The organism is Halobaculum litoreum (assembly GCF_030127125.1).
Taxonomy (GTDB): domain Archaea; phylum Halobacteriota; class Halobacteria; order Halobacteriales; family Haloferacaceae; genus Halobaculum; species Halobaculum litoreum.
On sequence record NZ_CP126156.1, the window covers coordinates 326577 to 340075 of the forward strand.

The 13499-nt window shown below is 71.0% G+C and carries 16 protein-coding genes; 8 read left to right on the forward strand and 8 right to left on the reverse strand.

What is annotated here, in order from left to right; translation table 11 throughout:
- Positions 1-185 precede the first annotated feature (185 nt).
- The 3 genes from P0R35_RS01720 to P0R35_RS01730 form a co-directional block, all read right to left on the reverse strand.
- Complete coding sequence (locus tag P0R35_RS01720) at positions 186-1424, reverse strand: mandelate racemase/muconate lactonizing enzyme family protein (RefSeq protein ID WP_284013538.1); 1239 nt, start codon at positions 1422-1424, stop codon at positions 186-188.
- A gap of 84 nt (positions 1425-1508) precedes the next feature.
- A complete protein-coding gene (locus P0R35_RS01725; protein ID WP_284013539.1) occupies positions 1509-1733 on the reverse strand; it encodes a hypothetical protein in 225 nt (74 codons plus the stop codon).
- Between the two features lie 67 nt (positions 1734-1800).
- The gene (locus tag P0R35_RS01730; protein WP_284013540.1) at positions 1801-2406 is read right to left on the reverse strand and encodes a DUF7344 domain-containing protein; all 606 of its coding nucleotides are present in this window, start codon (positions 2404-2406) and stop codon (positions 1801-1803) included.
- A 354-nt stretch (positions 2407-2760) separates the two neighbouring features.
- Between P0R35_RS01730 and P0R35_RS01735 the strand changes: the two genes are divergently transcribed.
- The 6 genes from P0R35_RS01735 to P0R35_RS01760 all read left to right on the forward strand — a co-directional run bounded on the left by P0R35_RS01735 (position 2761) and on the right by P0R35_RS01760 (position 8584).
- Entirely contained in the window at positions 2761-4044 is a 1284-nt protein-coding gene (locus tag P0R35_RS01735) for a SipW-dependent-type signal peptide-containing protein (RefSeq protein ID WP_284013541.1), read from the forward strand.
- Between the two features lie 19 nt (positions 4045-4063).
- Positions 4064-5239 carry a TasA family protein gene (locus tag P0R35_RS01740; protein ID WP_284013542.1) on the forward strand — a complete coding sequence of 392 codons (1176 nt, stop codon included), beginning with the start codon at positions 4064-4066 and terminating at the stop codon, positions 5237-5239.
- Between the two features lie 129 nt (positions 5240-5368).
- Positions 5369-6274: a TasA family protein gene (locus tag P0R35_RS01745; protein ID WP_284013543.1), complete on the forward strand. Its 906-nt coding sequence runs from the start codon at positions 5369-5371 to the stop codon at positions 6272-6274.
- Positions 6275-6323: 49 nt separating this feature from the next.
- Positions 6324-6842, forward strand: a complete 519-nt coding sequence (locus tag P0R35_RS01750; protein WP_284013544.1) for a signal peptidase I — start codon at positions 6324-6326, stop codon at positions 6840-6842.
- Positions 6843-7310, forward strand: coding sequence for a hypothetical protein (locus tag P0R35_RS01755; RefSeq protein WP_284013545.1), 468 nt, complete (start codon positions 6843-6845; stop codon positions 7308-7310).
- Complete coding sequence (locus P0R35_RS01760; protein WP_284013546.1) at positions 7307-8584, forward strand: hypothetical protein; 1278 nt, start codon at positions 7307-7309, stop codon at positions 8582-8584. The genes P0R35_RS01755 and P0R35_RS01760 overlap by 4 nt, the downstream gene beginning before the upstream one ends.
- Before the next feature lie 37 nt (positions 8585-8621).
- Here the strand turns inward: P0R35_RS01760 and P0R35_RS01765 are convergent, their stop codons facing one another.
- The 4 genes from P0R35_RS01765 to P0R35_RS01780 form a co-directional block, all read right to left on the reverse strand.
- Positions 8622-9011: a DUF5658 family protein gene (locus P0R35_RS01765; RefSeq protein ID WP_284013547.1), complete on the reverse strand. Its 390-nt coding sequence runs from the start codon at positions 9009-9011 to the stop codon at positions 8622-8624.
- A 57-nt stretch (positions 9012-9068) separates the two neighbouring features.
- Complete coding sequence (locus P0R35_RS01770; protein ID WP_284013548.1) at positions 9069-10313, reverse strand: HAD family hydrolase; 1245 nt, start codon at positions 10311-10313, stop codon at positions 9069-9071.
- Between the two features lie 73 nt (positions 10314-10386).
- The gene (locus tag P0R35_RS01775; RefSeq protein ID WP_284013549.1) at positions 10387-11241 is read right to left on the reverse strand and encodes an eIF2B alpha/beta/delta subunit family protein; all 855 of its coding nucleotides are present in this window, start codon (positions 11239-11241) and stop codon (positions 10387-10389) included.
- A gap of 89 nt (positions 11242-11330) precedes the next feature.
- Positions 11331-11660: a hypothetical protein gene (locus P0R35_RS01780; RefSeq protein ID WP_284013550.1), complete on the reverse strand. Its 330-nt coding sequence runs from the start codon at positions 11658-11660 to the stop codon at positions 11331-11333.
- A gap of 103 nt (positions 11661-11763) precedes the next feature.
- Between P0R35_RS01780 and P0R35_RS01785 the strand changes: the two genes are divergently transcribed.
- Positions 11764-11889 carry a hypothetical protein gene (locus P0R35_RS01785; protein ID WP_284013551.1) on the forward strand — a complete coding sequence of 42 codons (126 nt, stop codon included), beginning with the start codon at positions 11764-11766 and terminating at the stop codon, positions 11887-11889.
- Positions 11890-11972: 83 nt separating this feature from the next.
- Positions 11973-12263 (forward strand): HalOD1 output domain-containing protein, encoded by a 291-nt coding sequence (locus P0R35_RS01790; RefSeq protein WP_284013552.1) that lies wholly within the window; start codon positions 11973-11975, stop codon positions 12261-12263.
- A 161-nt stretch (positions 12264-12424) separates the two neighbouring features.
- On the opposite strand, the gene P0R35_RS01795 is transcribed toward P0R35_RS01790, so the two are convergent.
- A complete protein-coding gene (locus P0R35_RS01795; protein ID WP_284013553.1) occupies positions 12425-13282 on the reverse strand; it encodes a hypothetical protein in 858 nt (285 codons plus the stop codon).
- Positions 13283-13499 lie beyond the last annotated feature (217 nt).

Sequence of the window (13499 nt, forward strand, 5' to 3'; positions counted from 1 at the left end):
GTCCGGGTCGGCGCCGCCTCGGAGGACCGGACGGCCGTCGTGGCCGGCGGTACGGTCGGCCCACCCCGGACGCGGGCGCCCTCCCGGCGACGGCCGGCGCTAAGCCGGCGTTAGTCTGCGTTCGGTCGGCTTACACTCCCGACCGAGCCGGCGAGCCGGGACGTCGGCTCGTCCGTGCGACGACGTTACGCCTCGTCGAACAGCGTCTCGCCGTCGACCATGTGCTCGGCGACGACGTCCATGTCGAGGGTGACGCCGATGCCGGGCTCCTCGGGGACGGTGATGTAGCCGTCCTCGATGACGTCCTCCTCGACGAGGTCCGCCCACCAGCCCAGCTCGTAGGAGTGGTACTCGACGGCCAGCGAGTTCGGGATGGCGGCGCCGACGTGGGCGCTCGCCATCGTCGCGACCGGCGAGGAGACGTTGTGCATCGCGACGGGGACGTAGTACTGGTTCGCGACGTCCGCGATCTTGCGGGTCTCGCGCATCCCGCCGACCTTCGGCATGTCCGGCGCGATGATGTCGACCGCCTGGTTCTCGATGAGGCGGCGCTCCTCGGTGACGCGGTAGCGGTTCTCGCCGACCGTGATCGGCGTGACCGTCGACTTGGTGACCTCCTCTTGCACCTCGAGGTTCTCCGGCGGGACGGGGTCCTCCAGCCACCACACGTCGTACTCCTCGATGGCGTTCGCGAGCCGCTTGGCCGAGCCGCCCGAGAAGGTCCAGTGACAGTCGAACGCGACGTCCGCGCGGTCCTTCACGCGCTCGGTGACCGCCTCGACGATCTCGGCTTTGTGGCGGATCTCGCCCGGCCGGAGGTGGCGGTTCGCGCGGTCCTTCTCGAAGCCCGAGGGGACGTCGAGGTCGAACTTCAGCGCGTCGTAGCCCAGTTCCTCGACGACGCGCTCGGCCTCGTCGGCACAGGCCTCCGGATCCGCTTCCTCCTCGGTGTGGCAGTCGCAGTACACGCGCATCTCGTCGCGGTACTTGCCGCCGAGGAGTTGGTACGCCGGCACCTCGAGGATCTTGCCCGCGAGGTCGTGGAGCGCGATCTCGATGCCGGAGATCGCGGTGACGGTGACGCCCTCGACGGTGCCCTCGCCGCTCATCTTCTGGATGAGGTGCTCGTACAGGCGGTCGATGTCGAGGGGGTTCTCGCCGACGATCATCGGCTTCATGCGCTCGATGAGCTCCGGGACGCCGGCGCCCCAGTACGCCTCGCCGGTGCCGACGACTCCCGCGTCGGTGTAGACGCGCACGAGCGTCCACGGGAAGTTCCCGTCGACCATCGTGCACTGCACGTCCGTGATCTCGACGTCGCGGCCGCCGCCGCGCTCGGCGGTGACGCCCATCGTCTCGCTCGACAGCTCCCGCATCGTGTACTCCGCGTTCGGGTCGTGGAGCGAGTCGTAGTTCCTGCTCATGGATAGCCGTTTACTCGCATTAGTGTAAAGGTTGGCTGTCCGGCCCGTCCCGGGGCGGCCGGCCGCGGCGCGGGGGCGCTCGCGTCAGCGGCCGCCGGCGCTGCGGACCAGCTCCACGGCGCGGTAGGAGCCGTACGAGAGGCCGACGAACCCGAGGACGAACACGGCCGCGCCCGCCGCGAGGCCGTAGTCGCGCCACGTGACGTTGACGACGACGAGCATGAGGTACACCAGGCCGGCGAGCCCCGGCACGCCGAGGATCACCGCGAGGATGGACTTCGTGTCGTCGTACGGGCGGCGTCGGGACACACCACCCCTTCCAGCGCCGACGGATAAAAGCTCCCGGACGGACGCGCGACCTCCGTGTGGCCCCCGGTCAGCGGGCCGTCGGCGGGTCGCCGCCGGCGCCGAGACGGTTCCGGCGCGAGCGCACGAGGTGGACGACGCTGGTCGCGGCGAACAGGGCGACGACCAGCGCCGCGTAGGCGGCGTCGCCGCCGATCGAGAACGGGTAGAAGTCCAGCCACGCCACGGTCACCAGCGCCGCGGCGAACGCCGACAGCCCGAGGTAGAACTCGCTCCACGGGATGTCGTTGCCGCGGACGACGTCCATGTACACCCGGAGGTCCTCCCCGGTCTCGGTCAACTCGATCTCCTCGCGAGTCGACTCGTACCGCAACACGCCGGCCTCGTCGAGGCGCGGCAGGTGCGTCTGATGGAGCGCGACGTACGCCCGGCGTCGCTGCGTCGAGTCGACCTCCGCCACGTCGACCCCGTTCTCCCACGCCGCGACGTGCTCGGCGAGTTCGCCGATCTCGGCGCTCTCGGCGCGCATCAGGTGGTGGAGCGCGTACCGACGGCGGTCGTTGCCGAGGAGCTCGAACACCTCCGTCCGGCCCAGATCGCCCGGTCCGTCGTCGCCGGGGCCGGGCGGTCCCTCCGGTCCGAACTCGCCCGCGGTGTCGTCCACGTGGGTTGACATCACCGACTACTCAGTTGTTGGATAAGTTAAAGCTCGGCCTCGGTTACCGTTCGATTGTCGTTATCTTAGTGTCAATCGAACCGAAACATGCTCCGCGCCCGGTTTTCCGGTCGTTTCGCGGTCGATCCCGCCCGGCGAGTGTCCCCGTCGACCGCGGTGTCGCTCCGGGCGTCCCGCGTCCGATCCGGGGCCTTAGGGGGCCCGATACCGGGTGTACGATCCCCGATACAGGGTATAATCCCCGCGATACAGCGCCGTAGCCCCGGCACTACAGCGCTGTATGCGGCTCATGAATACTACCCCCCAGTTCGTTGTCGGTTGTGTGCGCGGTGTGGTTCCGCGCGGTGTGCAAACATGTCCGACGACGACAACAGCGGCTCGACGATCGAACTGAATCGCCGCCGGGTGCTCGGTGCGCTCGGTACCATCGGTGTGGCGTCCGCGGGGGCGGGCGCGGGGACGTTCGCGCTCTTCAGCGACACTGAAGGAGTCTCCGGTAACTCAGTCCAAGCCGGTACGCTGAATCTTGCGAACGGAAACGGCGAAGACAATATAACGGCTACTCTGTCCGCGGATGGTAACGAGGGTTCGGGAATCGCTCCCGGATATTCGGGAACTCACCTCGTCGGTATGCAGAACTCCGGGACGATCGGCGGAACACTGGACGTGACCATCGACAACCTATCGGTAACGCAGCCGAACGACCGGACCGGTGACATTGATCCGGAGTTGCCTCTCGATCCAGCGGACATCGGGGCTGGGAACGCCGAGGATCCGGACTACCGACTATTCGAGAACCTGTTCGCTGCCACCGGGTTCGGTGAGATGGGTCCAGGAGGAAACCGAACAAACCTTATCGACGATGTCGGCTTTGAATATCCCGTCTGGACGATCCACGACTGGGTCCCGTACAGAGAGAACAACGATCTTGAAGACCTCTGGCTGGCATTCCCCGACGACGGTTCGTTCGATAGTTTTGCCGTTGCGATTGACACGGATAACTCAGGCCTCGCAGACCTCCATATCGGCTACCAGCCGGACGGCGGAAACACCGATAGTGGTTGGTTCTACAAAGAAACGACTCAGCAAGGTTACTTTACCGACAGAAAGCCGGGCGTTCCGGACGCTGTCGGATTCAAAGACGTCCGGTTCTACGGAGGGAATTACGGTGACCTGAAGATCGCCCGGATCTATATCGACGAATCTCGGCTGGGTAATCAGTTCTCGCTCGGTGGCCATGTTGCGTACAACAGCCCGAAGGGTACCAATGGGTGGGTGGTCGCTCCAGTCACGCCAGGGTTCGATTGGCTGCAGGACGAGAACGGGGCACTGGCGACGTCAGATAATTACGCGACCGTTCGTGTCGACGGGTCGAACACCTACCGGAATATCGCAGATATGCTTGACGTCGACATTGCGATGTACGATGACTACAGCTCAGGAACTGGCCGGACAGAGATCGCTCGTGGGAAACTTTCGCAAGTATTGGACGCGGAACTAGAGGATTACGAGTTCCAGAGCGAGCCCGATCAGTTGGCAATTGAGTGGTCTCTCTCGAAGAATGTCACTAATGCGGTGCAGGGCGACGAGGCCACGTTCGACGTGACTGCAACTCTGAACCAAGAGGACTCGCAGTAACCCCACCGGGTGACCACCGATGCGCGACGACTCCGGTAGCTCGTTCGAGCTCTCCCGCCGCGGAGTGCTCGGCGGCCTCGTGACGATGGGCGCGGCGTCGGCAGCCGCGGGTGCGGGCACGGTGGCGCTGTTCAGCGACGAGGAGACCAGCGCGAACAACACGGTGCAGGCGGGCACGCTCGACCTGACGGTGAACGGCACCGGCTCGAACGCCGTCATCGACGTGTCGAACGTCGTCCCGGAGGGCGAGGGAAGCGACTCGGCGACGCTGCGAAACGCCGGGACGCTCCCCGGGTATCTCACCTTCGGGATCACCGGGTTCCGAACCCCGGAGAACGGCGTCAACGACCCCGAGGCGGACGCGAGCCAAGAGACGGACCCGTTCGGGTCGAACTCCGGCGGGTCGCACACGGGCGAACTCGGACAGAACCTCGAACTCCGGGTCAAACTCGTGGTCGACGGGACCGACGAGTACCTGATCGGTCACGAGCCGGTGAACGGCGACGACGGGTACGTGCTCGCGTCGGACGTCGACCTCGGGCCGTACGACCTCGGCGAACTCCGGCTGTCGCCGGGACAGTCGGTCGACTTCGTCACGGACTACCGCGTGTACAACGCAGGCAACGAGATCCAAAGCGACAGCGTCGAGATCGAAGCCGGGTTCGCGCTCACGCAGGAGCCCGACCAGATCACGCTCCCCGAGACCCGCACCGTGGACGCGACCGCGGTCGGTCCCTCGGGGGACGCGGTCGACGCGGGCGTCGAGTTCGACCTCGCCAATCCGTTCGGGCAGACCGCGACGGTCACCGACGTCCACATCCAGCCGACGGACACGGATCTGGTCCTCGTCAGCGACGAGACCGGCGGGACGAACTACGACGACTACACCTACAACTCGGACGTCCACCTCGAGACACCCGACGGCGACACCGACGGCTGGGTCGACGGCGGCAGCGGCGAGTTCGACGTCCCCGGCTGGGTCGACCTCGGCTCCGACGGCTGGAGCGCCGGGGCCCAGCAGGAGGCCGTCCTCTCGCCCGGAACCACGGCGACGGTGAACCTCTACGCGTTCCGCAACGAGAGCGGGAACAAAGAGGAGATGACCGGCAAGCGGGTCCGGGTCACGTTCGACGTCAGCCTCGCCGACGGCACCGAGACGTTCGTCCCGCTCGTCGCGGAGACACCGGGCGACTGATCCGCACCGCGGCCACCGACCAGACCCACGCGGGCGCCTCGCGGCGGTTCGACTCCGCCGGTGGGTCCTTCGGACGAAGACCTATGAGGAACCTCCCGTAAGTATCGGACAAGCGACGGACACGAACGAATGGTACCCGACCTCCCCGGAACGATCGGCCGCCGCCGCCTGCTGTCGAGCCTCGGCGTGCTCGGCGCCGCCAGCGCCGCCTCCGGCATCGGCACGTGGGCGCTCCTCTCGGACACGGAGCGGACGACCGGAAGCGTGACCGCGGGGACGCTCGACCTCCGGGTCGGCGACGGCGGCACGGCGACGCTCGCGATCGACGACGCGGCGCCGGGGGACGCCGGCGTCGCGACGGTTCCGGTGGCCAACGACGGGACCGTCGCGGGGACGCTCGGCCTCACGGTCGTCGACGTTCGCCCGAGCGCGCCCGGCGGCGGGTCCGGTGCGGACGCCGAGCGGTCGGGCGGTCCGGTCGCCGACGTCGCGTTCCGGGGCTGCGGGAAGGCGGTCGTCGAGTTCGCCGCCGACGCGGTGTTCCCCGTCGAGCTCGACGTGCACGAACGGCGGGGGAACGGCGAGACGGTCGACGAGACGCGGACGGTCGAGGCGGCGGAGACGACGCCGGCGACGGGCGGGCGGCGACGGACCACACTAACGCGCAGCCGGGGGAAGCTCGTCGCCGTCGGGGTCGACGACCGGACGTGGACGAACCCGAACCCCTGCGCGACCGACGGCGCCTCGGGAGACGGCGCGTCCGTCGCGCTCGCGAAGGCGCTGTCGGTCGACGCCGGCTACGCAGCCGACGAGGCAGCGGCCGGGGCGGACCCCCTCGTCCGGGCGGACCCGGCGTGGGACCTGTCGGTCCCGGCGCGGGCGACGAGCGACCGGACGCTCGCTCCGGGGGAAAGCGGCGGCTCCCAGGGCTCGACTGCGGTGCTGTACGTGGCGTGGTCGATCGACGCGGACCCCGCCGAGCCGGTCGCCGGCGGGACAGTCGAGATCGAGTTGCGACCGGAGATCCACAGATGACGGAGCCAGCACGCGAGGGACGGACCGGACAGCCCCGAGGTGGCGACCGATGAGCCGACCGAACGCGCGGACCGTCGGCGCCGTGGCGCTGGTGCTCGTGCTCGCGCCGTTCGTGGTGTTCGCGGTGCCGCAGGTCGTCGGCGCGAGCCACTCGTACGTCGTCCTCTCCGACAGCATGTCGCCGGAGATCCGCGCGGGCGACGTGGTCGTCGTCGACGAGGCGCCGTCGGACCGAATCGAGACGGGCGACGTGATCACCTACGAGCGCCCCGGGGGTGACCAACTCGTCACCCACCGGGTGATCGAGGTGCGCTCCGACGGCGGCGGCGTGTCGTTCCGGACCAAAGGCGACGCCAACGAGGATCCCGACCCACAGCCGGTCGCCGCGTCGAACGTGGTCGGCGTCGTCGCGTTCCACATCCCCCTGATCGGGCACGTCGTCTCGTTCGCGGGCTCGGACCTCGGCATCGTGGTGTTCGTCATCCTCCCGGCGGTCGGGCTCGCGGTCGGCGAGGTGTACGACCTCTACCGGGAGGCGACGGCCGACGGCGACGGAGGTGACGGCTGAATGGGCGACGTCCCGGTCCGGCGGGTCGTCGCCGCCACGCTCGTCCTCGCGGCGGCCGTGTTCGTCGGTCTCGGCGCCGACGGCGGCACCGACGCCGCCCTCTCGGACACCGAACGCGTCGGCGTCGTCGTCGAGGCCGACGAGGCGACCCACGCCGACGCGGCCGCGGGTACGTCGGCCTCGGGGACCGCGTCCACTCCGCCGCCGAACGCGACGGCGACGCCAGATCCCGACGCGACGGCGACATCAGAGCCGAACGCAACAGCAACACCCGAGCCGAACGCGACAACGACGCCAGATCCGAACGCCACGGCGACGCCAGAACCCAACGCCACGGCGACGCCCGAGCCGAACGCGACGGCGACACCCACGCCCAACGCCACGGCGACGCCCGAGCCGAACGCGACGGCGACACCCACGCCCAACGCCACGGCGACGAACACGACGACGGGGGGTGACGGCGCGTGATCGGCGACCTCCTCGGCGGCCTCACGGTGACCAAACAGACGGTGCTCGTCGCCATCGTCGGCGGCGTCGTCGTCGGCGGCGCCGGCCTCGGCGTGCTCGGGCCGGAGCTCGGACTGACGCAGGGCGGCGACGGGGGACCGGCGACCGAGGCGACGCCGACCGCCACCCCGACACCGACCCCGACACCGCCGCCGGTGTCGGTGACGCCGCCCGCGACGGGCACCGCGGACGGGGACGGGGGCGAGGATGGCACCCCACCCTCGACACCGTCGACGACGGCGACCGCGTCGACGACGACGACGGGGACCGCGACGACGGACGACGGCGGCGGGGACGGCGACCCGGACGACTCGGAGGCGGACGACGACCGGAACGACGCGCCCGCCGAGCGACCGTTCGCCGACCCGGCGCTCTCGCTGTCGGTCTCGGCCCCGGCGGACGTGTCGAACGACGCGGGCGCCGTCGGCGCCGTCGGCGGCGACGTGGACGCACGGGCGTCGTGGACGGGCGACGCCGACGCGGTCGTGTTCGTCGTCAGGGCCGGCCAGCCCGACGGCACGTGGCGCGAACTCGCCCGCGAGGCGGTGTCCGTCGGCGACGCGGACGCCGTCGACCTCGCGGACGCGGTCGGGAACACGTCGTTCACCTACGTCGACGCCGCGAACGCCTCGGCGCTGGACAACCCCACCAACGCGACGGCCGTCACCCGCTCGGGCGCGGTCGCGGTGACTGCGGTGTTCTTCGACGACGGCGAGCGGGTCGGACAGGCCCAGCGCGTCCGCACCTACGCGTTCGACGTGACCAACACCGGCGCCGTCGACCTCGCGGTCGACGAGCGGGACGCGCGCGGCCTCTCGGTCGACGACGTCGCGCCGGGGACGACCGCGGAGCGACGGATCCGCGTCCGCAACGCCGGCGCCGCCGACGGCACGCTCCGCCTCGCGTTCGCCAACCGGACGGCCGCCGAGAACGGCCTCGCCGAACCGGAGGCGCCCGTCGACGACCCGGGACGCGTCGAACTGCTCGACGCGCTCGAACTGCGCGTCTCCGTCGCCGACGGCGACGGAGGACGGACGTACCTCGTCGGCGACGCCGACCGATTCGTCCGCTACGGCGCCGTCGCCGACGGGCTGGGGTCGGTGCCGCTGGGGAGCGACCGCACGCGGACGGTCGTCGTCGAGTGGCGGGTCCCGCTCGACGCCGGCAACGGCGTCATGACCGACTCGGTCGGCTTCGACCTGCGGCTGACACTGACGAGCGACGGCCTCGGGTAGCGGGGGACGGGGAACGGCGGCCCCGCCTGCCTCGACCTCACCCGATCAACAGCCGGAGGTTCAGCGCCGTCGTGAACGCGCCGACGAACGACAGCGCCACCGGCGGGAGGTAGTAGCCGACGCGGTCGCCGGCGCGGGCGCTGGAGAGGCTGATGGCGAGACAGACGCCGAACACGGCCAGCTTCACCGCGATCAGGCCGGCCTCGCCGAAGCCGCCGACCGCGGCGGCGATCAGCGCGTTCGCCTCGTTCACGGTGTCCGAGTAGCCGATGAGCGCGAGCGTCGTCACCACGTCGCCGACGCCGTACGTCAGCGTCGCGACGAACCACAGGCGGGAGAACTCGACGTCGTCGAACGGCGTCCCGGCCAGCGAGAGCCACCCGGCGACCCCGTCCGGGCGGTCGTCGCCGCCCGCGTCCCCTGTCATACCCACGACACGGCGTGGGAGGGTGAAAACCCTCCCGGGGCGGGCCCGCGGCCGCGACTACTCGCCGTCGAGGTCGGCCAGACAGCGCCACGCGTACATCGTCCGGAGGACGTCCGCCGCCGCGCCGGGCGCGAACACGAGGTCGTCGGTCGCCCGGACGTGGTCCAGCACCGACGCCGAGGAGTGCTCCGGCGCCGCCGCGACGCCGGCGTCGGTGTCGGCGGCCCACTCCATCACCCGGAGGTCGGACTTGGAGTCGCCCATGACGCAGACGAACGGGTCGTCGACGCCCAACACCGCCAGCGACGCCTCGACGCCGGCGGCCTTGTGGAGGTCGGCCGCGGCCAACTCCGCGGCGTCGGCGCGGTACAGCGCCACCTCCAGCCGGTCGAACAGCGCCGCGGCCGCCGCGGGCACGTCGCCGTCGGCGGTCGCGCCCGCGCGCTCGACGGCGCCGGCGATCTCCGGGTCGGCGTCGGCGTAGTGCGCCCGGGCCGCCGCGGGGCCGTCCGCGAGGTCGAGGCGGTCGCCGGCGGCCTCGCCGACGAGGTCGAGCAGGTGGACCATCGCCTCGTCGATGACGGCCTCGGCGTCGTCGCTGCCGGTCTCGTAGTTGGGCTTGAGGGTGACGTTGAACTCGTTGCCCTGGAGGTGACAGCCGCGGCGGACGCGCTCGGGCGCCTCGTGGAGCACGCCGTCGCGGACGCGGTCGACGACCCCCCGGACGTCGTCGTTGAGGTCGTCGTACAGCAGGCGTTTCGTGTCGGCGCCGCTGCCGGGGGTGAACACGCCCGCGCCGGCCTCGTACACGACGGAGACGTCCCCCGAGTGGACCAACTCGTTGCCCAGCCCCTGGATGAGGAACCCCTTGACGTTCTCCAGCGTCTGGCCCGTACAGATCACCAGCGGCACCCCCAGCTCCTCGGCGAACTCCGTGAGGAGGTGGAGCGTCTCGCGCGGGATCTCGTTGTCCGTGTCGCCCGCCGAGCGGAGCGTCTCGTCGACGTCGAGCACGAGCGCGTTCGGCGCGCGGCCGTGCTTCCCGTGGAGGTCGAGCGCGGTGAAGGCGGACTCGCGGTCGGCCATCGCGGCCACCTCCGCCAGCGCCGCGCCGTCGGGGCCGGCGAACGCGCGCTCGATGCGCTCGCGCCGTTCGGCGAGGTCGCCGTTGGCCTCGTCCCACCGGTCGAGGGCGACGCGGGAGTCGAGCGGGGGGAACAGGTCGACGAACTCGCGGTACGCCCGGAGGGTCTCCGTGTCGAACTCCGCGTAGAGCTGGTAGAGTCGGTCGTAGAGCGTCATTGCACGGCGTACGCGGGTCAGCCGAAAAGCGTCTGTGGATCCGCCGGTACTCGCCGTCCGGGGGGCCGCCGCCTCACACGCCCATCACGCCGTCCTCGGTGACCACCGCGTCGACCAGCCGCAGCGGCGTCGCGTCGTAGCCGGGGTTGGCGGCGCCGAAGCCGTCGGCGGGCTCCCGCAGCACCTCCGACTCGGGGCGGTGGGTGTTCTCGAAGGTGAACCCCGCGTCGCCGACGAACTTCGAGGACGCGCCGACGACCGTCACGGGGACGCCCCGGTCGGCGGCCGCGACGGCGATGCCGTACGTCCCGACGCGGTTGTACACGCGGTCGTCGACGAGGCAGTTCATCCCGACGAGCACGCGGTCGCACTCCCGGAGGACGTGCCCGGCGGCGCTGTCGACGATCAGCGTCACGTCGACGCGGTCGTTGCCGGCGAGCTGGCGGGCGGTCCGCCGGCCGAGGAACCGCGGCCGCGACTCCGTGACGTACAGGTCGAACGCCGTCCCCTCGTCGAGGGCGTGCCTGAGGGCCGTCACCACCGTCGAGGAGTTCTCGTGGGTCAACAGGACGTCGCCGTCCTCGATCAGGGCCGCCGCGTGTTCGCCCGCCGCGCGCTTGCTCGCCTCGATGCGCTCGACGACCCCGTCGATCGCGGCCGAAAGCACCGCCTTCGCCTCGTCGACGGTGGCGGGGTCGGCGTCGGCGACCGCCTCGAGGATCCGCCGCTGGCTCGTGTACAGCGGCGCGTGCGACCGGTTCGCCTGCCTGAGCGTGCGGCTGTTGCGCTCCAGCGCGCGGTCGAACGCCTCGACGCCGCGGAACTCGCGGTCGAGCAGGTCGCGCAGCGCCTCGGCGGCGTCGACGGCGACCAGCGAGGCGCTCTGCGTCCGCAGCTCCTCGATCCGTCGGACCGTCTCGTCGATCATGTCCTCGGGGACGCGCCGGTGTGTAATGATTGTGCAGGCCCGACGCACGCGGGCGGCCGGCGGTCGACGGGCCGGCTCGGGCGGCGGGCTCAGGCGGCGCGGAGTCGTCGGTGGAGGAGGTAGCCGACCGACACCGGCGGGAACACGAGCGCGACGAGTGCGTACAGCCAACGGACGGCGCCGACGCCGCCGACGGTCGCGTCGCGGACGCGGGCGTCGTGGAGCAGCACCGCCGCGACGCCGGGGGCGACGACCAGCGTGTACGCGCTGCGGACGAGCGCCCACGGCGAGGTGCCGGGGGCGAGGTAGCGCCACTCGACGAGCGCCAGCGCGACCCACGCGAGCGTCCCCGCCAGCAGCGCGGCGGTCCACGGCCCCGTCCCGTCGGCGGGGTCCGGGCGGTCCTCCGGGTGGAGCATCGACGGCGGCGGCGACCGGGACGACGACACGGTCACACTCGGCGGCGCGCGGGCAAAAACGGCCCGCCGCGGGGTCTATGTGTCCCCGGCCCGTGCGGTTCCCATGGCCGATCAGGAGCAGCGGAAGGCGACGGGCGGGATGTTGCTCGTCCTCGCCGGCGTCGCGGGGTTCATCACGCTACTGGGGATCGCGGTCATCTGGGCGTTCGCGTACGGCCCCCTCTCGTGAGCCGTCGGGCGTCGGACGCCGGGCGCGACGCGACCGGACTGGTTCGGGTACCCATTGAACGGTGATCGTCCCGAACGGTGGGCATGGAACACGGGAGCGACTCCGAACGCCCCCCGGCACACGCCGGCGAGGTAGTACGCTGTGACCCCGCGGACCCGGACACCGTCGTCGACGCCGTCGTGGAGGCGGTCGCGCGGGCGTCGGGGACCGAACCGCTGGCGCTGTCCCCGCTCGTCGGCGTCGTCGACCCCGACGCGCTGGGGGCGGTGCTGCGCGTCGCGACCTCCGACTCGACGATCAGCTTTCGGTACCACGGCCACGACGTGACGGTTCGCGGCGACGGCCGCGTCGCCGCGAGCGACCCCGGCGCGTAGCCGTCCCTCCGCGGGACCGAGGACCGACGGCCCCTCCCCGGGTCCGCGCCGCGTCGTCGTCGCCGGCGACGACGGGCGCGGACGCGAGACGGCCGGTCGTCACGACGAGCCGAGGAGCACGACGACGGCCCCGAGCCCGGCGGCCGGCCGAGTCCGTCCCGTTATGGCCCGTCGGACCCGCCGGCTCCGTACTCCTTCCCCTCGCGCGCGTCCGCCTTCAGCCGCCGCAGCGCCGCCACCGCCTGGCTCGCGTCGTACCCGAAGAACACGTCCCTCCCGTACGCCGCCGCGACCTCCGCGGCGTGGTTCAGGTCGTCGATGTCGACGTTCACGGCGTACAGTTCGACGGAGAACTCGACGTCCAGGTCGGCCAGCCGGCTCTCGAACCCCTTCGCGATCGTCTCCAGCCAGTACGTCGTCCCGTAGTGGGTGTCGTACAGCGGGACGACGAACTCGTCGACGTACTCGGCCAGCGCCTCCAGGTCCAGCCCCGCCCGCTCGTACAGGTGGCCCGGGTACGGGTCGGGGTAGAGCGTGAGGTACACCCGCCCGGGGATCCGGTCGGTCGCCGCGGCGACGAACTCGGTGATCACCGACGCGCGCCACGCCTCCCAGTCGTCGAACTCGCTGTCCGCGAACCGCCGCTCGCACCGGTCGCAGTGACAGAACCCCTGCCGGGGGAACCCCACGTCGTCGAGGCGGACGTCGTCGTTGACGGCCGCGCAGTCCGCGACGATCTCGAGGAGGCCGCGGCGGTACTCCTCGTGGGTGGGACAGATGTACGCCCAGTCGAAGTACGTGCGGTCGCGGGTGGCCGGCCGCCCCGCCTCGTCGACCGGGACGAGGTCGGGCGTCGCCTCGGCGGCGGCGTTGTCGCCGAAACACGACACCATGTTCACGGCGGTCGCGAGCGGCTCGGCCGACCGACCGGTCACGTCCTTCACCTCGTAGAACCCGCGGTCGAACTCGGGCCACTCAACCTCCTCGGCGTTGCGGGTGACGACGCCGTACTCGGTCATACCGCGACTTGGCCGCTCGGGAGGGTACGTGTTTCGGAAAACCGGTCGCGGGGCGCCGGCGACGCACCGGCGCGGACGGATTCGGTTACTCCTCGGTCTCGACTTCGACCTCGACGGGTTCGGTGTCTGAGCTGAACAGCACGTACAGGAGGACGACGACACCGAACAACACGACGAGCTTGGACTTTCCGGACATACCCCGCCCTTCTGGCGGCGG